Annotated in this window: 19 protein-coding genes; 9 read left to right on the top strand and 10 right to left on the bottom strand. The window is 43.2% G+C overall.

Features of this window, described 5'->3' with window-relative positions; translation table 11 throughout:
• Both ISG33_RS16955 and ISG33_RS16950 read left to right on the top strand, forming a co-directional pair.
• On the top strand, positions 1–269 hold a 269-nt coding region (locus ISG33_RS16955; RefSeq protein WP_498043307.1), incomplete at its 5' end, for an EF-Tu C-terminal domain-related protein.
• Between the two features lie 202 nt (positions 270–471).
• Positions 472–1,176 carry an aspartate/glutamate racemase family protein gene (locus tag ISG33_RS16950; RefSeq protein ID WP_229333670.1) on the top strand — a complete coding sequence of 235 codons (705 nt, stop codon included), beginning with the start codon at positions 472–474 and terminating at the stop codon, positions 1,174–1,176.
• Positions 1,177–1,327: 151 nt separating this feature from the next.
• On the opposite strand, the gene ISG33_RS16945 is transcribed toward ISG33_RS16950, so the two are convergent.
• The 3 genes from ISG33_RS16945 to ISG33_RS16935 all read right to left on the bottom strand — a co-directional run bounded on the left by ISG33_RS16945 (position 1,328) and on the right by ISG33_RS16935 (position 4,401).
• On the bottom strand, positions 1,328–2,254 hold the full coding sequence (locus ISG33_RS16945) for an AEC family transporter (RefSeq protein ID WP_195734831.1): 927 nt from the start codon (positions 2,252–2,254) through the stop codon (positions 1,328–1,330).
• Positions 2,254–3,819, bottom strand: coding sequence for an AMP-binding protein (locus ISG33_RS16940; protein ID WP_195734830.1), 1,566 nt, complete (start codon positions 3,817–3,819; stop codon positions 2,254–2,256). The genes ISG33_RS16945 and ISG33_RS16940 overlap by 1 nt, the downstream gene beginning before the upstream one ends.
• Before the next feature lie 90 nt (positions 3,820–3,909).
• On the bottom strand, positions 3,910–4,401 hold the full coding sequence (locus tag ISG33_RS16935; RefSeq protein WP_195734829.1) for a hypothetical protein: 492 nt from the start codon (positions 4,399–4,401) through the stop codon (positions 3,910–3,912).
• Positions 4,402–4,608: 207 nt separating this feature from the next.
• Here ISG33_RS16935 and ISG33_RS16930 point away from each other — a divergent pair, with 207 nt between their 5' ends.
• The 4 genes from ISG33_RS16930 (at position 4,609) to lysC (ending at position 10,830) form a co-directional block, all read left to right on the top strand.
• The gene (locus ISG33_RS16930) at positions 4,609–5,790 is read left to right on the top strand and encodes a PQQ-dependent sugar dehydrogenase (protein ID WP_195734828.1); all 1,182 of its coding nucleotides are present in this window, start codon (positions 4,609–4,611) and stop codon (positions 5,788–5,790) included.
• 252 nt (positions 5,791–6,042) lie between these two features.
• On the top strand, positions 6,043–8,655 hold the full coding sequence (gene acnB / locus ISG33_RS16925) for a bifunctional aconitate hydratase 2/2-methylisocitrate dehydratase (RefSeq protein ID WP_195734827.1): 2,613 nt from the start codon (positions 6,043–6,045) through the stop codon (positions 8,653–8,655).
• Positions 8,656–8,922: 267 nt separating this feature from the next.
• Entirely contained in the window at positions 8,923–9,465 is a 543-nt protein-coding gene (locus ISG33_RS16920; RefSeq protein WP_229333668.1) for a DUF192 domain-containing protein, read from the top strand.
• A 15-nt stretch (positions 9,466–9,480) separates the two neighbouring features.
• Positions 9,481–10,830 (top strand): lysine-sensitive aspartokinase 3, encoded by a 1,350-nt coding sequence (lysC, locus tag ISG33_RS16915; protein ID WP_195734826.1) that lies wholly within the window; start codon positions 9,481–9,483, stop codon positions 10,828–10,830.
• 88 nt (positions 10,831–10,918) lie between these two features.
• On the opposite strand, the gene ISG33_RS16910 is transcribed toward lysC, so the two are convergent.
• The 7 genes from ISG33_RS16910 to lptD form a co-directional block, all read right to left on the bottom strand.
• Complete coding sequence (locus tag ISG33_RS16910; RefSeq protein ID WP_195734825.1) at positions 10,919–12,943, bottom strand: HAMP domain-containing methyl-accepting chemotaxis protein; 2,025 nt, start codon at positions 12,941–12,943, stop codon at positions 10,919–10,921.
• 140 nt (positions 12,944–13,083) lie between these two features.
• The gene (locus ISG33_RS16905; RefSeq protein WP_195734824.1) at positions 13,084–13,887 is read right to left on the bottom strand and encodes a symmetrical bis(5'-nucleosyl)-tetraphosphatase; all 804 of its coding nucleotides are present in this window, start codon (positions 13,885–13,887) and stop codon (positions 13,084–13,086) included.
• Between the two features lie 5 nt (positions 13,888–13,892).
• On the bottom strand, positions 13,893–14,267 hold the full coding sequence (apaG, locus tag ISG33_RS16900; protein WP_195734823.1) for a Co2+/Mg2+ efflux facilitator ApaG/CorD: 375 nt from the start codon (positions 14,265–14,267) through the stop codon (positions 13,893–13,895).
• Between the two features lie 18 nt (positions 14,268–14,285).
• The gene (gene rsmA, locus ISG33_RS16895) at positions 14,286–15,086 is read right to left on the bottom strand and encodes a 16S rRNA (adenine(1518)-N(6)/adenine(1519)-N(6))-dimethyltransferase RsmA (RefSeq protein ID WP_195734822.1); all 801 of its coding nucleotides are present in this window, start codon (positions 15,084–15,086) and stop codon (positions 14,286–14,288) included.
• Entirely contained in the window at positions 15,083–16,069 is a 987-nt protein-coding gene (gene pdxA / locus ISG33_RS16890) for a 4-hydroxythreonine-4-phosphate dehydrogenase PdxA (protein ID WP_195734821.1), read from the bottom strand. Before pdxA ends, rsmA begins: the two co-directional genes overlap by 4 nt.
• Positions 16,069–17,370, bottom strand: coding sequence for a peptidylprolyl isomerase SurA (surA, locus tag ISG33_RS16885; RefSeq protein WP_195734820.1), 1,302 nt, complete (start codon positions 17,368–17,370; stop codon positions 16,069–16,071). Before surA ends, pdxA begins: the two co-directional genes overlap by 1 nt.
• A gap of 34 nt (positions 17,371–17,404) precedes the next feature.
• On the bottom strand, positions 17,405–19,618 hold the full coding sequence (lptD, locus tag ISG33_RS16880; RefSeq protein ID WP_195734819.1) for an LPS assembly protein LptD: 2,214 nt from the start codon (positions 19,616–19,618) through the stop codon (positions 17,405–17,407).
• A gap of 325 nt (positions 19,619–19,943) precedes the next feature.
• On the opposite strand from lptD, the gene djlA reads away from it, so the two are divergent.
• The 3 genes from djlA to ISG33_RS16865 all read left to right on the top strand — a co-directional run bounded on the left by djlA (position 19,944) and on the right by ISG33_RS16865 (position 22,681).
• Complete coding sequence (gene djlA / locus ISG33_RS16875; RefSeq protein WP_195734818.1) at positions 19,944–20,831, top strand: co-chaperone DjlA; 888 nt, start codon at positions 19,944–19,946, stop codon at positions 20,829–20,831.
• A complete protein-coding gene (gene xerD / locus ISG33_RS16870; protein WP_195734817.1) occupies positions 20,831–21,748 on the top strand; it encodes a site-specific tyrosine recombinase XerD in 918 nt (305 codons plus the stop codon). Before djlA ends, xerD begins: the two co-directional genes overlap by 1 nt.
• A 96-nt stretch (positions 21,749–21,844) precedes the next feature.
• Entirely contained in the window at positions 21,845–22,681 is an 837-nt protein-coding gene (locus tag ISG33_RS16865; RefSeq protein ID WP_195734816.1) for a thioredoxin fold domain-containing protein, read from the top strand.
• Positions 22,682–22,731: the final 50 nt, after the last annotated feature.

Here is a 22,731-nt window from a genome sequence, read left to right as displayed (position 1 = left end):
AAGCTGAAGTATATGTACTAAGCAAAGACGAAGGTGGCCGTCATACTCCTTTCTTTAAAGGTTACCGTCCACAGTTCTACTTCCGTACAACTGACGTAACAGGTGCAGTAGAGCTTCCTGAAGGCGTTGAAATGGTAATGCCTGGTGATAACTTGAAGTTCCACGTAGAACTGATTGCACCAATCGCGATGGACGAAGGTTTACGCTTCGCAATCCGTGAAGGTGGCCGTACAGTAGGTGCTGGCGTAGTAGCTAAAATCCTAGACTAATATCTTTTCGAAGATAATAAGAAGGCGCTCATTGAGCGCCTTTTTTGTTTTATCAGAGCCATCCTTAACAGTGTAAATACTTTTCAATCCTCATTTGCACCTTGTGACCGAAGTGATGAACAGTAATTTACAGTTTCGTAGCATTCCACTAGACTAAACCTCCGTCTTCTATTTCGAGAGAGTCATGCTTAGGCCTTTACCAATGAAAACAATCGGCATACTCGGTGGTATGAGCAATCAAGCGACTGCCGAATACTATCGTATGCTTAACGAAAAAGTGAACGCGCGCCTTGGCGGCTGGGAAATAGCAGAGACGTTAATTTTGGGTCTTAACTTCGGAAACATTGAATACTATGTCCGAAATGGCGCTTGGGATGAAGCAAGAGTTTATCTAGAGGGAAAGGTGTTAAACGCTTACGAGGGAGGTGCTGACATTTTGGTCTGCGTAAGTAATACCATGCACCGTGTTTTAGACAGAGTAGAAGACCTAGTTCCGATCCCTTTTATTCATATAAGCGACCCCACAGGCGCTGAAATTAGCCGCCAAGGACTCAAAAAAGTCGGGATTTTAGGAACTAAACCAGTGATGGAAGCCGATTATATAAAGTCGCGATTTATGGATAAGTTTGGTATTGAGCTTATTTCTCCGTCAGAAGAAGACCAAGTGATAGTTGATGCTATTATTTTTAATGAGTTAGTGAGGGGAGATATTCAACATAGTTCCAAAGAAGCTTATGTTGAAATTAGCCGTAAGCTATTAAAGCAGGGTGCGGAAGGTATCATTCTTGGCTGCACAGAAATATTCCTACTCTTGAAGCCTGAAGATTTGCCCGAAGCCCCGTTGTTTAATACAACTGAATTGCATGTTGATGCGATTGTGGACCTAGCTCTCAAGCAGGTGAATTAGGGCCAACAAAGGAATGACAATTACGCATACAAAAATAGCGAAAATAATATAGAGGTTTTTCTTCGACAATTCGAAGTGCCTTTTTTTCATGTGTAAACTTCCGATTTGAATTAGGACATAAATACTAATGCATCCGCATACTATTTGTCGCTCACATATAGTGCATCACAACAGAATAACCCGCAATGGTAATAGGCACAGATACTAGCGTGCTGATCGCTATAATGTGGGCTGCAAGAGTGTAATTGCCGCCAATTTTTCGAACCATTACATAGCTTGCTGCTGCTGTGGGTGCTATTGACATTAAGTAAACCACACCCAGAGCCATACCATCAATACCAAAACCAAGCGCGAAAGCAACTATCACGAATGGATAGATAAAACACTTAACAAGGATACTGATAGCGGCTGCCTTGCCGTCAGCTCTTAAACTGGAAAATCGTAGTGCAGCACCTGTACACAACAGGGCTAATGGGAGCGTTAACTGTGCAAAGTAGCCTGCACTATTAATCAGTATTGACGGTAAGTTAAGCTGAAAATTAGAGACCAGAAGGGCACTCACAATAGCCAGTATGATTGGGTTAGTGACTACGCCTTTTATCATCCGTAAATATGACGTTTTGCTGTCTAAGTAGAAGTTTAGAATAATAACGCTGATCACGTTATAGGTTATGGTTAAGGCTCCTAAATAGATTGACGCTAGCGCTAAGCCCTCTTGACCATAGGCATTTGCGCAATAAGCTAAACCGATAATACCCATATTTGACCTAAAAGCACCCTGAATAACGACCCCTCTATCAGCTCTTTTAGTAACAATATACGGAGCGATGAGCATGAGTACTAAGCAAATACCCAGCGTACCGAGCACACCAATTACCAACATGTTTTTATCAGAAATAGTGCTTATGTCACTCTTTGCAATTGTTGTAAAAAGAAGCGCAGGTAAAGCGAAATTAAAGATGAGCCTACTTGCTCTTTCAACAAAGTCATCTGTCATTAGCCCTGTTTTATAAAGTGCGTAGCCAAAGGCTATTAATAATACAACAGGGCCTATAACGGAAAGAGCAAAATTAAGCATCAACGAAGTTCACGGCGGAGTATCTTACCAACGGTCGATTTAGGTAATTCGTCAATAATGTTGACTTCTTTGGGTATTTTATAAGCGGTTAGCATCTGCTTACAATGCTCTTGAACTTCCTCGGTGCTGATGGTTTTTGCCACGGTAATAAACGCGCATACTTTTTCACCGGTTTTGTCATCAGGTTTACCAACAACGGCTGCCTCGAGAATATCAGGGTGCTGTGTTAGTGCATCTTCAATTTCATTGGGGTAAACATTAAAGCCCGACACAATTACCATGTCCTTTAATCGGTCTACAATTTTAATGCAACCGTTTGGGAGTCTTACCCCAATATCTCCGGTTTTGAAATAGCCGTTTGCAGTCATCACTTTTGCCGTTTCATCTGGACGTTGCCAATAACCTTTCATTACTTGAGGGCCTTTTGCTGCTATTTGACCTTCTTGACCATCTGCGACCGGTTGGTCATTTGGATCAAGTAACTGAATATCGGTGTCGATCAACGGTAGACCCACAGTACCTAAATGTTCGTTACCGGGTTCGTTGAAGGCCAATACAGGGGCTGTCTCAGACAGGCCGTAGCCTTCGGTTACGGAGCAACCTGTAGTTTTAGTCCATAATTCTGCGGCTGATTTAGTTAGTGCTGTACCACCCGACATAGTGAGTGTTAATTTGCTAAAATCGAGGCTAGGGAACTCTGGGTGAGCGCAAAGTCCCATAAATAAGGTGTTTAGACCGGCAAAGGAAGTAAATTTGTGTGGCTTGATCGCTTGTACAAAGGCATCCATATCTCGCGGGTTAGGTATTAGCAGGCAAGTTGCCCCTTTTGCGAATAAGGTCATCATGCAAACAGTAAAGGCATATATATGATAAAGCGGCAGTGGGCATACTATGATTTCTTCACCATCTTTAAACTTTTTACCCAAGCGCTCGAGGGTTTGAATACTGTTGGCCAATACATTTCTGTGAGTGAGCTCAGCACCCTTAGACACGCCAGTCGTGCCACCAGTGTATTGTAATATGCACCCGTCATCGAGCGAGATTTCAGGACGTTGAGGCAATGTTAGTTCTTGAGCTTGCTCGAATACTTGCATAAAACAAGGATAGGCCGACTCACAAGCTTTCTGAGTAAGCATTTGTGTTGCGCTGGTGATGATTACCGTTTCGATCGCGGTGCTATCTTTTATTGCCTCATACTTAGGTACAAAGTCTTCAAGTATCACCAAAGCTTTTGCACCAGAATCAGCAAATTGATGTGACATTTCCGTCGGTGTATACAAAGGGTTTGTATTCACGACTACTAGGCCAGCGCGTAGCGCGCCATATACAGCGATGGGATTTTGCAATAAATTCGGCAATTGTATCGCAATTCTGTCGCCAGGCTGCAATTTTCCGTGATGTAAAAGCCATGAAGCAAACTTTGCTGATAATGCCTCGGCTTCTGCAAAACTCAAGGCTTGACCCAAAGCGTTATATGCCGGTTTATCACCATACTTTGCAAAGGTATGTTCTATGTAATCAGCTAAGGACTTGATGTTTGAAGGGATATTCACTGCCTGGCTCATGTTAGATCCTTTATGTTTGTTAGTGCTGTAGGCTTAAAGATAATGGGAAGCGTGCAAAATTTACAATCAGTTTACATTATAGCTATTAATTCACGATTTGGATTGATTTAATTTAAGCGCTTCGACCGCTTTACGCCGGTGCAAGTAACCAAATAAGGCACCACCGAAGGCTCCGGCGATGCACTGGGCAGTTAAGCCCCAAGTGCCCCTAGCACCTGAGATTATAGTAACGTTTAATATAGGTTGCATTGCCATAAGCGTCACAGCCATTGCAACCGCGCCAGCCAATGCAAATACCCAAATGTTGTTAGCTTGTGTTCTCTGCAGTAAACGCAGTAGCATTAGCGTCACTAGCATAGCAATTAACAGTGCAAATAAAATAATAAGCCCATAAGTAGGAAGTAAGCCCACAAAGTCTTGCGCGACGGTAGTTAGTCTTGATTTCAAAGGAATATCCACACCAACTGCAATTAGCTTACTCAAGGTCATTTGAGAGTGTAGCAAGCTGGCTATGCAAAATGTGAGCGTGCCAGCTAACACTAGCTTGAGTGAGAAATCCATGAGTGATTTGAGTGTGTTCATTCGTCTTTGTCCTTACTATCTAAATTGTCTTTTATTTTATCGATTCACACTTATTGAAAATTTCGCTTAAGCAAAATACATGCAGTGACAGGAGCAACTGTCGTGTTGAGGTCTACTTAGTCTATACTACAAACACGAAAAGCGGATCTAATATGTAAAAAAGCTTAGAGAAGCAAAAAAAACGATATTTACTATCAAGGAGTTAAGATGTTTGGGGAAGTAAATTTAGCCCAGTCTCGGGCGAATGTCTTAGGTAGATTAGGAGGCGCTCTCGTGCTTTTTACTATGCTTTTTGTATGTACTCAGTTCGAGGCGAACGCGCGCTCTCAAGAAGTCACAAATAAGACCTACAGCACCGAAATGCTTTATGACGATTTACCCGCATCGTGGTCAATTAATGTGTCACCAAAAGATGAACTGTTTGTCACAGAGCGTGATGGGGCAGTGTGGGTTGCAAGTGCTACTGGCAAGTTTACTCGCTTTACTTTGCCTATTACAGATATGTATCGACCTGGGCAAGGAGGCTATCTCGACATCGAGTTCCATCCAAATTATGCTAAAAACGCTTGGGTTTACCTTAGCTATAGTTTTGGAAGTGCTGAGGCTAACGGTCTGGCTATTGTGCGCTTTAAACTACCTGTCGATGGTACTTTAGTCGAGGTGCTTGAGCCGATCTTTCGCCAACGCTCGCTTCGCAATACGCCTGTGCACTACGGTGGAAGAATGGTGTTTGATAAAAACAGTTTGCTTTACGTGACCACAGGCGATGGTTTTGATTATCGTGAGCAAGCTCAAGTGTTGACATCTGATATGGGCAAAACGCTGCGTATGAATGACACCGGCGAAGCGCTTAGCGATAATCCCTTTTATTCTGAGTCTACGCCCGATAGTAATTATGTATATACTTCTGGGCATCGCAATCCACAAGCTCTCATTGGCATCACTCTTAATAGTCAATTCATTCTACTAGGAAATGAGCATGGTCCTGATGGCGGCGATGAAATTAACATCCTGCAAAAAGGCAAAAATTATGGATGGCCCGTGATTACTGAGGGTAAAGATTACTCTGGCGCCGTCATTACACCCTTTAAAGAATATGCTGGGATGGAACAAGCCGATTATAATTGGACACCATCCATCGCTCCGTCGTCGATGGCTTATTACTCCGCTAGCCAATTCCCAGAATTGAAGGGGCATGTTTTGGTGCCATCCTTAAAGGACCGTGACTTGCGAGCGCTGAACTTCGATGGTAAGCGCTTATATAATGAGCAAAGTCTACTTACCAAGCTAAATAAGAGGCTAAGAGATATTGAGCTAACAGCTGATGGTGATGTGCTGCTGCTAACCGATGGTGATAATGCGCAAATACTTCGTCTTGTAAGACAATGATGATGGTTGTAGGTATTAGCTAAATCCATTAACAATAATAAAACAATTAGTTTGCTGAATATTGGCTATAATTAAGCCGAAAGCTTTTAGCATTCAAATTCTTATCGTTAAGCGCTATAATGTGCGACGCAAAAAGTACATCCCAAAAATGTGGGGGGTGCTTTACTATACTTTGTTCCTGCTGGATGTCCCACTTGATGGTTACAAATCAAGTTAAGACCAAACGCCCAGCACCTAAAAGAGGGTTAAATAGTGTTAGAAAATTATCGTAAGCATGTAGAAGAGCGTGCAGCTGAGGGCATTCCACCGAAGCCACTCAATCCAGAGCAGGTTGCTGCTTTAGTAGAACTATTAAAAAACCCGCCAGCAGGCGAAGAAGAATTCCTGTTAGAGCTCATTTCTGAGCGAGTACCTCCCGGTGTAGATGAAGCGGCTTATGTAAAAGCAGGCTTCCTGAGCGCGATCGCCAAGGGTGACGAAAAGTGTGACCTAATCAGTCCCGATGCTGCAGTCCAGTTACTAGGAAACATGCACGGTGGTTACAACATAGAAACATTAGTAAGCTTGCTTGATAATGATGATTTAGCTGAACTTGCAGCAGAAGAATTAAAGCACACTTTATTGATGTTTGATGCTTTCCACGATGTCGATGAGAAGCACAAAGCGGGCAATAAATTCGCGACCGACGTGATGAACTCTTGGGCTGAAGGTGAATGGTTCACTTCGCGTCCAGATCTTGCCGAAAAAATCACTTACTCGGTTTTCAAAGTTACCGGTGAAACCAATACCGATGACTTATCACCAGCGCCAGACGCGTGGTCTCGTCCAGATATTCCATTACATGCTCGTGCGATGTTAAAAATGACACGCGACGGCTTAACACCTGAAGTTCACGGTGAAGTTGGTCCACTAGCGCAAATTGAAGAAATCAAAGCGAAAGGCCATCCTGTTGCTTACGTTGGTGATGTAGTAGGTACAGGGTCTTCTCGTAAATCAGCCACCAACTCTGTTCTATGGTTTTTCGGTGAAGATCTACCTGGCGTGCCAAACAAGCGTGGCGGTGGTGTGTGCATTGGCGGCAAAGTTGCTCCCATTTTCTTCAATACGATGGAAGATGCTGGTGCTTTAGTTTTTGAAGCCGACGTTGACAAGTTAAACATGGGTGATGTCATCGACATCTATCCTTTCGCTGGTGAAGTAAAAAATGCTGAAACAGGCGAGGTTCTCTCTACTTTCGAATACAAATCTGACGTGCTACTTGATGAAGTGCGTGCAGGCGGCCGTATCAACTTGATCATAGGCCGTGGCTTAACCGAGAGAGCGCGTGAAGCATTAGGTTTAGGGGCAACTGACTTATTCAGATTACCAGAAGTACCTGCTAGTTCAGATAAAGGCTTTACGCTTGCACAGAAAATGGTGGGCAAGGCTTGTGGTGTGGAAGGCATGCGCCCTGGCACATACTGTGAGCCAAAAATGACGACGGTCGGCTCTCAAGACACCACTGGGCCGATGACACGAGACGAACTCAAAGACTTAGCGTGCCTAGGCTTTACAGCTGATTTAACCATGCAGTCTTTTTGTCATACCGCGGCTTATCCAAAGCCAGTCGATATTGACACTCAGCATACTCTTCCTGATTTTATTATGAACCGCGGCGGTGTCTCACTTCGCCCAGGTGACGGTATTATCCATTCATGGTTAAACCGCATGTTATTGCCAGATACAGTAGGTACTGGTGGTGACTCACATACGCGCTTCCCGATGGGGATATCCTTCCCAGCCGGTTCTGGCCTAGTGGCCTTTGCCGCCGCAACGGGTGTTATGCCACTCGACATGCCTGAATCAGTACTTGTTCGCTTTAAAGGTAAAATGAAGCCGGGTATTACGCTTCGTGACTTGGTACATGCAATTCCACTGTACGCAATAAAACAAGGTTTATTAACTGTTGCGAAGAAAGGTAAGGTGAACGCTTTTTCCGGCAGAATCCTTGAAATTGAAGGCCTTGAAGACTTAACAGTTGAACAAGCCTTTGAATTGTCAGACGCATCAGCAGAGCGTTCCGCGGCAGGCTGTACTATTAAACTTTCTGAAGAGTCGGTTGCAGAGTACTTAAATTCAAACATCACTATGCTTCGTTGGATGATAAACGAAGGCTACGGTGACCCAAGAACGCTTGAGCGTCGTGCGCGCAAGATGGAAGAATGGCTAGCAGAGCCTTCGTTAATGCAGGCTGATGCCGACGCAGAGTATGCTGAAGTTATTGAAATTGATCTCGATGAAATCAACGAACCCATTCTTTGCTGTCCAAACGATCCCGATGACGCTAAAACGTTATCAGAGGTAGCGGGCGACAAAGTCGATGAAGTATTTATCGGTTCTTGTATGACAAACATCGGTCACTTCCGCGCCGCTGGTAAGTTGCTTGAGCAGTTCAAAGGAACACTACCTACTCGTTTATGGATGTCGCCACCGACGAAGATGGACGAAGCCCAGCTGATGGAAGAGGGATATTTCAGTATTTACGGGAAAGCTGGCGTAAGAATGGAAATGTCAGGTTGTTCTCTGTGTATGGGTAACCAAGCACGTGTACTTGCTGGCGCGACAGTGCTGTCCACGTCAACTCGTAACTTCCCGAATCGTCTAGGTGATGGCGCAAATGTTTACTTGTGCTCGGCTGAGATGGCCGCAGTAGGTGCAATTGTTGGTCGTATCCCAACTGCTGAAGAGTACATGGAATATGCTAGCAAAATTGAGTCGATGAGTGGCGAAGTATTCAAATACTTAAACTTTGATCGCATGCCGAAATTCAGTGAAGCAGCTACAAAAGCGAAAGAGAACATCATTCCGACGCTAAATATTGCGTAAGAAGGTTCGCAAAAGCTTAGGTCTTTCATGAAATCATGAAGTCGTATTTAAGCACTGAACTTTTCTTAGCAAGTTAATCAAAGCCGGTAGTATAGAGCAATCTTTACTATCGGTTTTTTGTTTTATGATGTAACCAAAAAGTCATTAACAATTACCCTGTTCCGTTAGATACTATCAATATTAGTCATATATCTAACCCATATTTGAGATCAGATAAACACCCTAAAAGTAGCTGTAAAAACTATAAATATTTAAGTGAGACACACCATGTTGAACAAACGCGGGACAAAAACAGCTGTATTGCTAAAAACTGCCGGATTAGCGCTAGTGGCTTTTCTTTCCTTACAGGCTTGTGCCCAATCCTCTAGTGATATCGACGATTTCGCTGATTTAACTGAGGAAGAAAAAGCGCTTTTGCAAGACGATAACACCATAAATATTGAATTTGCCAATATTGCACTGAGCGTAGAGTTTGCAGATAGCTTTGACGAAAGAGCCTTAGGGCTAATGCATCGCAGAAGTCTGTGCGATGACTGTGGCATGTTGTTCCAATTTGATGATGAACGAATCGCCAGTATTTGGATGAAGAATACATTCATTCCGTTAGATTTGGCATATATTACCGTTGACGGCACGATTGTTGACATAAAGCAGCTAAAACCCCACGATTTAACGTCGGTGAAGTCGTCGAAACCGGTTCTTTTTGCGCTTGAAATGAACCAAGGTTGGTTTGCCAAGCAGGGTATAAAAGAAGGCGATAAAATATCAATTGAAGGGCGTGTAAAGCAGCCTAAAAGTGTTAAAAAGTAGTAGATAGGAAATAAAATGACAACTAGCTTAAACGTTGCAAAATTCGGCGGAACCAGCGTCGCAAACTACGAGACCATGCAGAACTGTGCTCGTATTATTGCGGGAAATAAACAAACTAAAGTGGTTGTGGTAAGCGCTTCTGCTGGCGTAACGAATCATCTAGTAACGCTGGCAAATACCGCCTTAACGAGCAAGCAAATTCACGATATCGTTGATAATATACGTGCAATTGAGCATGCTATTGTAGCAAAGCTAACACACCCAGAAGAAGTTTCTGAGAAGTTAGAGACTAAGCTGGAAGAACTGACGCGACTGGCAACAAATGAAGAGATCAATTTTCGAGATGACTTAAAGGATGCCCTTTTATCCATGGGGGAGCGCATGTCTTCGCTGTTGTTTAGCGCGGTGCTTCGAGAGTTTGGCGTTGCGGCGGTTAATTTTGACGTTAGAAAAGTATTAAGAACCGATTCAACCTTCACTGATGCATCGCCTGAAGTTGCTACCATACGGCAATTGTCTCAAGCCTTGTTAGTGCCTGAGTTAAGCAACTCAGTGGTCGTTACACAGGGTTTTGTAGGGGCTGATGAACAAGGACGAACAACGACCTTAGGCAGAGGTGGTTCAGACTTTACTGCTGCGCTTTTAGCCGAAGCTATTGATGCAGAAACCTGCGAAATATGGACTGATGTAATCGGGGTTTATACCACTGATCCGCGCATCACTGACAAAGCAAAACCTTTGGCAGAGCTTAGCTTTGAAGAAGCGGCAGAAATGGCGACCTTTGGTGCTAAAGTGCTTCACCCTGCAACAATGGAGCCAGCACTTAGAAAAAACATAAAGGTATTCGTAGGGTCAAGTAAAGAGCCAGAAAAAGGCGGTACATGGATTGTACGCGACTGTGAAGTTGAACCATCATATAGAGCTATAACAAGACGAAAAGATCAAGTTATGGTAACGGTGAAAACGCCAAAAATGATGTACGCTCAGGGCTTCCTACAACGAGTTTTTACCATTATCGCTAAGCATAAATTATCGGTTGATTTGGTTACTACGTCGGAAATTTCAGTTTCATTCACCCTCGACAACCCACCTAATACTGTTTCTGAAAAAATGAATAAAGAGACTTTGGCTGAGTTAACAACGATATGTGATGTTACTGTTGAGCAAGGCTTCGACGTGGTCACTGTTGTTGGAAATAATATGCACAGTGCTGCGGGCGTATCGAGTAAAATATTTGCTGCTATTTCAGATTTTAATTTACGTATGATTTGCTTTGGCGCTAATCCGCATAACTTGTCGTTTGTAGTGAACAATCAAGATAGTGAAAGTGTTGTTAAAGTATTACATAAAGCGCTGTTTGAGTAGGTTAAGAAAACCGAAGTGCCGGCGGAGCTTAACGCTGCCGGCACTCTAAGCAATAACTGATTATCTGCATTATCTCACACTTATACTTTTATACCTTGAATTCGCCAATAGACTCTTGCAGTTCGTCTGCGAGTCTTGCTACTTCTGCACTTGATTGCGTGGTCTGCTGCGCACCTAGTGTCGTTTCTTCAGCAATTCCGACGATGTTTTCTAGTTTCTCGCTTATTTCAGCAGACACTTGGTTCTGTTCCCGTGCGGCATGTTCAATTCGTGTACTCACTTCATGCGCTCTGTGGACGGCATCGGTAATAAGGTCGAGCGCTTGAGAAGCTTTCTCGGTTTGCTCTACACAGGCTTCGGTTTGTTGTTTACCCTGAGTCATTACTGCAACCGCTTTTTCTGCGCCAGCCTGCAATACTTCAATCATGGAGTTAATCTCTTGAGTCGACTCTTGCGTTCTGCTTGCAAGGGTTCTTACTTCATCAGCAACGACAGCAAAGCCTCGACCCTGTTCACCTGCTCGAGCTGCTTCTATTGCCGCATTTAGCGCTAATAAGTTAGTTTGGTCTGCAACGCCCCTAATTACGTCCAGAATACCACCGATACTAGCGCTATCTTGATGCAATTTATTGATAACATCTGCCGCTTCTTGAACGTCTTTAGCCAGCACCTCAATAGTGTGTTTGTTGTCTAGCGATATTTGCTTCACCTTCTCGGCTTCTTGGTCAGCATTCCCTATTTCATGCAATGTGTCATCAGCGCTTTGTGAAACAAGCTGTGATGTACTGTGCATTTCGGTCGTAGCAGCGGCAATTTGAGAGATTTGTGATTTTTGCTCTTGGATCGAATTAGTCGTTTGTTCGGTAACCGAAGAGGTCTCACCCGAGGCTGCGGCAAGCTGTTCCGCTCGGCGATGGATGCCGTCGATGAGCGCTTTTAAATTATCGATGAGCTTATTACAGTTTTTCGATAGTATACCGAATTCATCATTCGAGGAATCATCTAGGCGATGCGTGAGATCACCGGAGGATGCAATATTGAGTAAGTCGTTAACCTTCGCTAATGGCTCTGTGATTGCTCTCACACTTTTGTAAGTCGTAAATACTGCAATCGCGATAGAAATCAAAACCATCACTCCGATGGTTTGCATGCTCGAACTCACTTGGTCAGTAACGCCTTCCTTTAAATCACTCGCTCTTTGATTCGCTAGCTTAAGAAGCTCACTAAGGGCGTCCAAACCTTTGTTGATGTCGCTGTCTGATTCGTCCAAAAATTGTTTTGCTGCTAATGCGCGCTCGAGCATATTAATTTGTGAGCTGACAACACCGCTTGAACCTAAGAGTTGTTCTTTGATGGAATCGATAAGTTCGCCAACCTCATCAAGGGTGCCGGTATCGTCTTCGCCATTGGCTTTGCTCACCATAGCGGCATATTTGTCTTCTGCTTGTGTCATTAACACGTTGAGCTCTTGACGTCGAATTTCGGCACGTTGCAAGGTTTCTGTTTTAGCGTACTCTGAAGCGGCACTAAGCACAGATAAAATACTTGATTCTAATGAACTACCGTCTTCCGCTACTTCACTAAGCACCTCAGACTCGATAACTTCATCCAAGTCAGCAAAATCGAGCAGTAAGGATGAAGCATCGTCTGCACTTTCCTCGATGACCGAAAATTTTTCTTGTACTGCTTGTTTTAAGTTTAACTCTTGAAGGTGATTGTCGAACACTGAGTTTGCATTACTGATGTAACTATCATAAACGACTTCGACGGAAGATAATGCGCTGCGGAGGACTTTTTGTTCCTTTACAACTGTGCGCAGTATTTCAAGCTGCGAATAAAAGTTAGCAGTACTCGCTTGAAACTCCTTGTTCTTATCACCTAATACCGATTCCTCTTGGGTAAGGTAACCTTCAAAGGTAAGTCGACCAAGATTTAGAAATGAGGCTTTGAGCTCGTTACTTCCTCCAACAGTAGGAAGGGCTAACTGACTTACCTCGCTTGTTGCGTCTTCTACCTCGCTGAGGTTATATAAGGAAATTCCGCTTAGCATCACGAGTAATAAACTGATCACCGAAAACCCGACGATAACTCGCATTGCGACTGTTAAATTCATTTCCAATATCCTCATTAAGACTGTTTGCTGAATTTCTTGTACGAAATCAAGAATCATTCATGATACTTGAGTATGTTGACTAAACAGGTACGTAAAATAATAACTATGTACAAGCTCTATCGGAAGTAGGGAGAAAATCTTTATGCGGAATGGCGAATTATTTGTTGAGATTCGATATGGTAAAGGCTCATTTCTTTGCCCCATACAAAGCCAGTGTCTAGCCCAATGATATTGCTTTTATTGGTCTTACCCATCAAGGATGCCCAGTGGCCGAAAATAAGCGTTTTATTTTCTTTTAGTTTTTTATTGTGAACATCGAACCAAGGCTTGAGTTCTTGCGGCGCTAGGCTAGGAGCACATTTGGTTTTGAACTCTAATGCCATGCCATTCAGGTAGCGCATGCGAGTAAAGGCATTTACGACAAAACGACGTCTCATTTTTAGCTTGAGATCGTCACTCCACGTGTCGGGAGTGTTACCGTACATTTCTTTTAAGAAGCTTAAAGCGTTGTCGCTTTGCAAGGTAGCTTGTATGTCTTCGGAAAGCGCCAATCCTTTACTTATCGACCATGCGGGATAAAGACCCGCATGACTAATGAGTATATTTTTACTTGGCTTGATAGCGAGCGGTTTTTTCATGAGCCAATCAACAAGGATAGGGAAAGACTTATGATTCATTAGTTTTGTGAGCTTATCAGCTGGTTTTGGCTCACCAATGCCGTGAGCCATAGCTATGAGATGTAGGTCGTGGTTACCCAACACGGTGTCGAAATGCTCGCCTAAATCATAAAGGTATTTTAAGCTTTCTAGTGAGTTCGGGCCGCGAGCAATTAAGTCTCCTACAGCCCATAACTTGTCTTGCTGAGGGTTAAATCTTGCTTTATTTAATAACGATTTTAAGCCTTTGTAACAGCCCTGAATGTCACCAACAACAAAATTATTCATGCCAATTAATGAACACTATTTGGAATCGCTAATGTAAACACAGGAATGGCTTCACGATGCAATTGGCCGTCAGCCATCTCAAATTCGTAATAACCTTCCATAGTGCCCACTTGGGTTTTTAACATTGATGCACTGGTATACTCAAAGCTCAAGTTTGGTTTAATGAAAGGTTGCTCTCCAATGACACCAGGCCCCTTCACTTCAACCTTTTCACCGTCACCGTTAGTGATTAACCAGTAGCGATTTTTCAACTGAGCAGTTTGTTGTGAGAGGTTAGTGATAGTGACGGTATAGCTGAACACAAATACCGACTCTAGGTCAGCATTATTTTGTTTTCCGATAAATTGAGTACTAGTCGTTATTTTTAGTAAGGCTTCCATACTTCAGTTGCTCATTTTTTAAAGAGTAGAATGAACCTTGTTTGCAAGCAATGCAAAGTCTTGCAAAGACAGCGCTTCGGCGCGTAGTTCGGGCTTAATACCCAGATCGCTTATGTCGTCAGAGCTGAGTAAGTCTTTCAAACTATTTCTAATGGTTTTTCTACGCTGATTGAAAGCGGTTGTTACTACGCGCTGTAGGATGTTTATGTCTTTCACGTCTGCCGGTGGTGTTTTGTGAGGTACTAATCTTACCACGGCTGAATCAACCTTAGGCGCGGGTTTAAATGCGCTAGGAGGAACGGCTACAACAGGACTTGCATCGCAATAGTATTGAGCCATCACTGATAAGCGGCCGTACAGTTTGTCGCCGTGAGTAGCGCAAAGTCGCTTTACTACTTCATTCTGCAGCATAAAGTGCATATCTTTCACTTGTGTTGAAAAAGAGAACAAGTGAAACATGAGCGGTGTCGATATATTGTAGGGTAAATTTCCAAATATGCGTAAATCACCGGGTTCCTTTATTAGGCTAGAGAAATCGAATTTAAGCGCATCCTGTTCAATCACAGTGAGTTTTTTATTTAAAAAGGGATGATGGATCAGTCTCTTGGCAAGATCGCGGTCGAGCTCTACCACGGTTAAGTGGTCAATATATTCTGCCACCGGCTCGGTAAGCGCACCCAAACCAGGCCCTATTTCGACAAGGTTTTCACCTGGCTGCGGGTTGATGGCGGAGACTATTTTGTCGATAACATATTGATCATGTAAAAAGTTCTGCCCAAAACGTTTTCTGGCCGTGTGGCCTAAATGCTTTTGGCTCATGATTTTTTCTTCGCTAGTTTTATTGCTTTGTTGATAGCTTTCTCGAAACTACCGCAATCGATGTTACCTGAGCCCGCTAGGTCTGCTGCTGTGCCGTGGTCAACAGAAGTACGAATAAAGGGTAGCCCCAAGGTAATATTGACTGATGCTCCGAAGCCCTTGTATTTCAAAACGGGTAGGCCTTGGTCGTGATACATCGCCAATACTGCATCGGCTTGGTCTAAATATTTTGGTTGGAAGATGGTGTCAGCCGGTAGAGGCCCAATTAGGTTGATGCCCTGTTCTCGCAATTCATTAAGCTTTGGCGTAATGACTAAAATCTCTTCGTTACCTAAATGACCGTCCTCTCCCGCATGCGGATTGAGGCCGCATACGTAAATTTTTGGTGACTCGATACCGAATTTTAACTTCATGTCGGTATGAATAATGTGTATGACTTTGTCGAGTCTTTCAGGAGTGATTGCTTTTGATACATATTGAAGAGGAATGTGAGTAGTTGCTAAACACACCCGCAAACCGTCGGTTGCCAGCATCATCACAACATCGCTACAGTTGGATTGATTTGCGAAGAACTCGGTATGCCCGCTAAATGAAATTCCCGCCTTATTGATTATACCTTTGTGAACTGGGCCCGTGACGACTGCATCAAAAGCACCTTCAATATTGGCATCGCAAGCTTGCCTGAGAGTTTCAACTACGTAGTGTCCATTCTCACTGTTCAGCTCACCAGCAAAAACTGGCACCGCAGTAGGAATATGCTTAACCAATAACTGCTTTGGCTTTTGGATATAAGTCGAGTCGTCTTCATACGGAATAAGATCAACCTCAATACCGAGTTGTGCAGCGCGTTGCTCCAACATAGTGCTATCAGCATACACCACTAATTGGCAATCCCAATGTTGCTGCGACAGGGTCAGAATGAGATCCGGACCAATACCTGCCGGTTCGCCTGGAGTAACCGCAATCTTTAAAAATTTTGCCATTATAGGTCTTTCTTATCGAGCAGTTCGATATACGCTGCATCTCTCATTTCACGCAACCAAGTATCTGTTTCTTCGGTAAACTTACGATTAAACAGTAATTGATATGCGCGATCTTCTTTACGTTTTTCTGTCGCATCGTCTATCCGGCGGTCGATTAACTGAATCAAATGCCAACCATGAACAGAGCGAATAGGTTGGCTGTATTCGTCTTTATCTAGCTGCGCAAGTGCTTCTTTGAATTCAGGGACATATACATTGGGGTCGTTCCAGCCTAAAACACCGCCTTTAAGCGCTGAGCCTGGGTCTTCTGAGTGCTCTTTTGCAAGGGCAGCAAAGTCAGCTTCACCAGCTAATAAATCAGCTCTGAAATCAAGCAACATTTGCTCGGCTTTTTGGTCGCTTAGTATAATTGAAGGCTTAACAAGAATATGACGGGCGTTGACTTCTTCTACTTCAATGATTTCCACACCGCGAGAATCGATAACCTTCAAAATATGAAAACCTGCACCGCTTCGCAACGGACCCACCAGAGCATCTTTCTTCTTACTTTGTACTGCTTCAGCAAACAGCGTTGGCATTGAGTTAACATTCATCCAACCAAGATCACCGCCTTCCAAGGCTTTAGGGCCAGATGATGAAGCAATCGCAATTTTGGTAAAATCTGAGCCAGTCGATAGCAATTCATACACTCTATCTGCTGTTTCCCGCGCTTTGTTAACATCCTCTTCTGTAGCTCCGGATGGCAGGGCAATTAGGATATGGCCAAGACGATACTCTGCTTGCTCAGCGCCTTGCTGGTTGATAAGACCAACCAAGGTGTCGATTTCTTGTGGTGTTATATATATTCGACGTCTTACGTTCGCGCGGGTAACTTCACCGGTGATGAGTTCTTCTCTTACTTTTTCACGGTAAGTGTCGTAGGTCATTCCGTCTGCTTCAATTCTGCTGCGTAATTGCTCGATGCTGATGTTGTCACGTTTGGCAATGTTTGCAATGGTTTGCTCTAGTTGCGGGTCGCTAACTTGAATCCCCATTCTCTCGGCCATCTGCATTTGCAGGCTCTTCAATATTAAACGTTCGATAGCTTGTGTTCTTAACGCTCGATCCGAGGGTAGGGCTTGTCCTTGGGTAACAGCACCTTGCTTAACACCACTTACGAGCTCAACAATTTCACTTTCGAGAATAACGCCTTGGTCGACAATTACTGATACTTTGTCAAGACTTTGTTCGGCTGCACCCGCCCACATTGTCATGGTCATAGTGATGCTCAAAATGCTAGCTTTTATCAATCTATATTTCATATTTTCTCTAGTTTTCTTGTATTCTTTAAATTATTTAATTCAAAACGTAAGGTTGGCGATAACCAAACATCCCCTGTTCTAAAATATCGGAATTTCGTTTACGGCTGCCAATCCCCTTAATGATGAACTGCAGCCCAAAGCCTGAATCGAATTCATTAGTTGAGCGGAACCCTGCATCATCGAAGCGATTGCTTAAGTTGCGCTGGTAGGTGACTCTTAATGCCCAGCAACAGCTCTCGTACTGCAAACCCATAAAGCTCTCTGTTGTTCTGGATAGCTCCGCATCTCGATACCAACGTCCAACCCAATGCCAGTTGTTGGTAATGGGCCAACTTGCTGAAACGCCGAACTGATTGATTTCTTCACCCGACAAATCACGAATATATCGATGATTTAACTGAATGAGTCTATTATCGTCAATACGGTATTCAGTCGCAACACTGCTACGTTCAACTTTTTTCGTTTGTGTAGCAACTTGAATATCAGAGTGTAAAAACCAGCGTTGGTTCACTTGCCAATCAAATTCTGCTGCAAGTGCAGAGCGGTCATTGTCACGAATGCTACTGTTTAGTTCAGCATCTCTTAAGTAAAATATCTGCCCAATACTCACTACCAACTTTTCTCGGTTTTGCGCATCAATCAGTCGGGCCGTGGCACCAAGGGTGAACTGATTATTATCATTAATTCTATCTAAGCCGGTAAACTCCTGACCTCTGAATAAGTTACTGAAAGTCGTTAGCAACGGCGTGGTATCGTAAAAACCAATGTTGTCTTGCTCTTCAAAACTTGTAAAAAGATATTGTGCTTTTGGCTCTACGCTAACTAAGAATTCGCTATCTTGCAGTAATTCAGCATTTTCAAATATGAGTGAGCCAAAAAGGCGACCCTGACCAATTGTTCTGCTTACCCGTTCTTCTAAACTACCCACATAGCCATCGGGTAACTCTTGTTCGTAGTTGGTCTGCAGTACACTTATCTCCGCAAGTAATTCCCCCCAAGCACGCTGATAAGGAATCGACAAGCTCGGCTCAACATGAACCCTAAAAGCACTCGGTTGAGTGTTCAAAGAGTTTTCAAAGTAGGCAGCTTCAGAGGCTAGATTAAAATCAATAACACTTCCTAAATCTGCGGCATAATTTAATTTCATCTCTGGTAAAGCGCGATACACGTCTGGATGATCGCCAACCACATCAAAATCTCTGAATTGAAGGCTAAAGTCGAGACTTTCAGAATAGTAACTGACACCTAATTGTCGATATAGGTGTGTGTCGGCGCGATTGTAATAGTCAGAACCCAAGTCAACAATGTAGTTGTCGTCACTGATACCACTGAAATCAATATTTAGATTCCAATTATCGCTAAGTTTACCTTGATGCATATAACGATAAAAGTAACGCTCGTCTTGACTTGCCGTGTCGATATCCTTAGGCAAATACTCCAATTGGAGCTCACCTTGATTTTGAGCGAAGAGATATCTAAATTCTGTTTTTAGTTGCACGCCTCTGTTAGTCATTATTCGAGGCGAAAAAGTGGCATCATAATTGGGCGCAATGTTCCAATAAAGTGGTTGTTCGTATTCAATACCCGTACGGGTTGAGCTACCAATATTCGGAAAAAGAAGGCCGCTCTGACGCTCAGCTGTTACTGGAAAGGCAAAGTATGGTAACCAAAAAACAGGGACACCGCCCAGAAAGAACTTTGTGTTGTAAGCTTCGCCAAAGGGGGAGTCTTTGCCGATTAAAATCTCGCTAGCCGACATTTTCCAATCTTCGCCTCCTTTCGGACAGGTAGTAAAGGTAACGTCTTCCAGACGCAAACCTTGTTCACCAGATAAGGAAAGTAAATCGGCTGATCCACGCCCTGCGATGCCTTTAAGTTGATATTCGGTATCTTGCATCTGTAGTAATCGAAGCTGTGAATTAATTTCCACACCTTGGCTTTGTACTTCTAATTCTGAGTCGCGATAAAGAACATCTCCGTTTGCTTTTACGAGCCGGCCGTTATCGTCAATTTGCGCCAAATCAGCGTTAATAATTGCGTCTGAGCTGGTAATAACGACATCGCCATTAAACAGTGCGGTTTGATTTTGAATAAGTTGGGCATTTAAAGAGCTAACGGCAATTTTATTATCGCTAGTTAGTAAAGCACTATCAAAAGTATCAACAGGAGCAATACATAGCTCAACAGACTGGGCGTTTGCGCCTAGAGTCAATATTAATAACGCTGCTGTGGAGAACACTTTGATCATGAATGACTTTTTTTGATAACCTTTACTTAGAGCCTCCGGCTTAAGGTGACGGAGTAGCTTTGCGACGAAGCCTAACACCTTGAGAACACGTATTTGACCTAACGTTCATTAAAAATCGACGCAATATTGTGAATTTTAATCTTTTGGCGCGTAATAACCAACTTAATATTGCGAAAACCTCCAATTAATATGGTTTTTGGGCATAAATGCGGAAATTTCGTGCAGTTTTAGTCCGTACAATGACTATTTCGTACTTGCATCAATGACGCAGTATGAAATGATGGCTGCCTACAAGGTTCAAACCAACAAAAAGGAAATGACAATCATGCAAGTATGGGGAAAAGTTGTAGGTACGCTTTTCGGCTTCATGTTTGGCAGGGTAACTGGCGCTTTACTAGGGCTTGTTGTGGGTCATATTTTTGATACGACTTACAGCAAAGACTTTTCAGAAAAAGGTGGGTTTAGTCGCTTTTTTTCTTCAAGCTCAGAAATACAACAACAAGCTGTTTTTTTTCACTCTTTGTTTTCAGCGCTAGGCCACATAGCAAAAGCTGACGGCAAGGTAACCGAGCAAGACATCAAAATCGCGTCAGCTCTTATGGATCAAATGAACCTTGCTGGCGATGTTAGAAGTGAGGCCCAACAAGCATTCAGAGATGGAAAGCAGCGTGATTTTGCCTTAACCGAAATGCTGAAAGAGTTTAAGGAACAATGCCACGCTAGGCGTGACGTTATGCAAATCTTTTTAGAAATCCTTATCCAAGCGGCATGTGCGAACCAGCGCTTAAGCACACCACAGTATAATATTTTGCTCAACGTTGCTAAAACACTCGGCTTTAAGAAAGAGGAGATGATTTTTCTTCTGCATGGCTTTGAGGCTGAACAGCGTTTTCGTCAATCTAGTTCGCGAGCAAAAACAAGTTCCAATAAGCATCATTCTGGGCAAGGACAGCGAAAGAGAGCTTACGCTAACCATGGCAATGAGCCTTACTCTGCATCAGCCAAACTCAATGATGCATTCAAAATTTTAGGCATAGCCAGTACAAATGATGTAAAGCGCATTAAAAAAGCTTACAGAAAACAAATGTCATTGCATCACCCAGATAAATTAGTATCAAAAGGTTTACCTGAACAGGCTTTATTGTTATCGAAAAAGAAAACGCAAGATATTCAGGCTGCTTATGAGTTACTGCGTCAAAGTAAGAAATTCTAATGACTACGGAATATTTGAGTGACGCTAATGAGCAAGCACTTAACGACTTTATCAGCATGCTGTGGATAGAAAAAGGGCTAAGCACGAATACCGCCAGCGCTTATAGAACTGATCTAACAAAGTTCTGTTTGTTTTTGCAAAAACACTCAAAGTACAGTTCTGAATTGGTGTATGTTGCAGAAACAGACATTCAGGCCTATCTAAGCTACCGCTTCGAAAAAAGGCTATCGCAACGTTCGACAAGCCGCTTCCTCAGTTCTACTCGTGCTTTTTACAAATATGCGATTGCAAAAAAATGGCGTGAAGATAATCCTACGCAAGGCCTAGTTAACCCGAAATTGCCCTCTCAACTACCCGGGACTTTATCCGAGCAGCAAGTTGATGATCTGCTCGCCTGCCCAGAAACTGATGACCCAATTCAGGTTCGTGATAAAGCGATGTTGGAGCTGCTTTATGCGACTGGTGTTAGGGTATCAGAACTGGTTAATTTACAAATGAATGAGCTTAGTTTGTTACAGGGCGTGATTCGTGTAACGGGTAAAGGAAATAAGGAAAGGCTCGTTCCTTTAGGTGAAATTGCGGTCGATTGTTTAGCTGATTATATTAAAAACTGGCGGCCTCAGTTATTAACTAAGCCAAGCAATACGGTATTCCCAAGTAAGCGTGGAACGACCATGACAAGGCAAACCTTTTGGCATCGTATTAAGTTTTATGCAAAACAGGCTGGCATCAATTGTCACTTGTCGCCACATACCCTTAGGCACGCCTTTGCTACGCATTTGTTAAACCATGGGGCTGATTTACGCGTTGTGCAAATGTTATTAGGCCATAGCGATCTATCAACAACACAAATCTATACCCATGTTGCGACGGAGAGACTTCAGTCTTTAGTTAAAAACCATCATCCTAGAGGCTAATGTCGATGCACAGAATTTTCTTGCGACTTTTACGGTCTGTTGCTCGTATAGTACTAGTATATATGCACAATTGAGACAATAAGGATAACTAGCCCCATGACACGTTCTACAAATGCTCACAGTAAATCTTCGAGTTTGAGTTTTCAATCCACTATCATTGAAAAGTCTATTATTAAGGCTCTTTCGGTTCTGCTTTTACTGCTAAGTCTATTTTGGGTGAGTGTTGCCAATGCAGAGCCACTTCCTCAAAATCTTGAAAAGGTAGAATCGAGCAGTGATCAAGACTATTCGGCCTTGCTGTCTCGCTTTGAAGAACGCTTGAATATAAAAATATTGTCGATTGCAGATGCACCAGTGCCCGGCTTACTGCAAATTAATGCGACAACGGGTTTGTTTTATGGGAGTGAAGATGGAGAGTACTTTCTCACTGCTCGCATCTACAAAGTCGGCAACCAGATCGTTGATGAAACCGGTGAGGCGCTAAAGCGTTATCGCCTTGACGGACTAAAAACCTTTACGCAGTCGGTAATTGAATATAAAGCCGAAAAAGAAAAATATGCCGTCACCGTATTCACTGATGCTACCTGTGGTTTTTGTCGTAAATTGCACAACGAGATGGACATTTTGAATAGCCTGGGCATTACTGTTCGCTACTTAGCGTTCCCGAGGGCCGGTATCAATTCACGCGTATACAATGATACGGTTTCAATTTGGTGCTCGGCTGATCCCAATAAAGCAATGGATGATGCAAAAGCGGGTCAGAGAGTAGCCAGAGCGGCTTGCGAAAATGAAGTAGCCGAGCAATACAATTTCGGCCAGGCCATTGGCGTTAATGGTACACCCAACATCGTTCTTCCTGACGGTTCAATAGTGAATGGTTATCAGCCGGCTCAAACTTTATTAAAGACCATTGAAGACGCGGTTAAAGCCTAGACATACCAACTTTCGTGGCATGCCTAGACTCTTTTGGCTTTGAATAACAA

This window comes from Marinibium conchae (assembly GCF_015595035.1).
In the GTDB taxonomy this organism is placed as follows: domain Bacteria; phylum Pseudomonadota; class Gammaproteobacteria; order Enterobacterales; family Alteromonadaceae; genus Glaciecola.
This window is presented reverse-complemented; position numbering and strand designations above follow the sequence as displayed.

Coding starts and splice junctions, on each gene's coding strand:
- ISG33_RS16945 (WP_195734831.1), bottom strand. CDS start 2,254: ATGCTTAATTTTGCTCTTTCCGTTATAGGCCCTGTTGTATTATTAATA.
- xerD (WP_195734817.1), top strand. CDS start 20,831: ATGACTACGGAATATTTGAGTGACGCTAATGAGCAAGCACTTAACGAC.
- pdxA (WP_195734821.1), bottom strand. CDS start 16,069: ATGGCAAAATTTTTAAAGATTGCGGTTACTCCAGGCGAACCGGCAGGT.
- ISG33_RS16905 (WP_195734824.1), bottom strand. CDS start 13,887: ATGAATAATTTTGTTGTTGGTGACATTCAGGGCTGTTACAAAGGCTTA.
- rsmA (WP_195734822.1), bottom strand. CDS start 15,086: ATGAGCCAAAAGCATTTAGGCCACACGGCCAGAAAACGTTTTGGGCAG.
- ISG33_RS16865 (WP_195734816.1), top strand. CDS start 21,845: ATGACACGTTCTACAAATGCTCACAGTAAATCTTCGAGTTTGAGTTTT.
- ISG33_RS16910 (WP_195734825.1), bottom strand. CDS start 12,943: ATGAATTTAACAGTCGCAATGCGAGTTATCGTCGGGTTTTCGGTGATC.
- ISG33_RS16930 (WP_195734828.1), top strand. CDS start 4,609: ATGTTTGGGGAAGTAAATTTAGCCCAGTCTCGGGCGAATGTCTTAGGT.
- lptD (WP_195734819.1), bottom strand. CDS start 19,618: ATGATCAAAGTGTTCTCCACAGCAGCGTTATTAATATTGACTCTAGGC.
- ISG33_RS16950 (WP_229333670.1), top strand. CDS start 472: ATGAAAACAATCGGCATACTCGGTGGTATGAGCAATCAAGCGACTGCC.
- ISG33_RS16920 (WP_229333668.1), top strand. CDS start 8,923: ATGTTGAACAAACGCGGGACAAAAACAGCTGTATTGCTAAAAACTGCC.
- ISG33_RS16940 (WP_195734830.1), bottom strand. CDS start 3,819: ATGAGCCAGGCAGTGAATATCCCTTCAAACATCAAGTCCTTAGCTGAT.
- surA (WP_195734820.1), bottom strand. CDS start 17,370: ATGAAATATAGATTGATAAAAGCTAGCATTTTGAGCATCACTATGACC.
- ISG33_RS16935 (WP_195734829.1), bottom strand. CDS start 4,401: ATGAACACACTCAAATCACTCATGGATTTCTCACTCAAGCTAGTGTTA.
- djlA (WP_195734818.1), top strand. CDS start 19,944: ATGCAAGTATGGGGAAAAGTTGTAGGTACGCTTTTCGGCTTCATGTTT.
- apaG (WP_195734823.1), bottom strand. CDS start 14,267: ATGGAAGCCTTACTAAAAATAACGACTAGTACTCAATTTATCGGAAAA.
- lysC (WP_195734826.1), top strand. CDS start 9,481: ATGACAACTAGCTTAAACGTTGCAAAATTCGGCGGAACCAGCGTCGCA.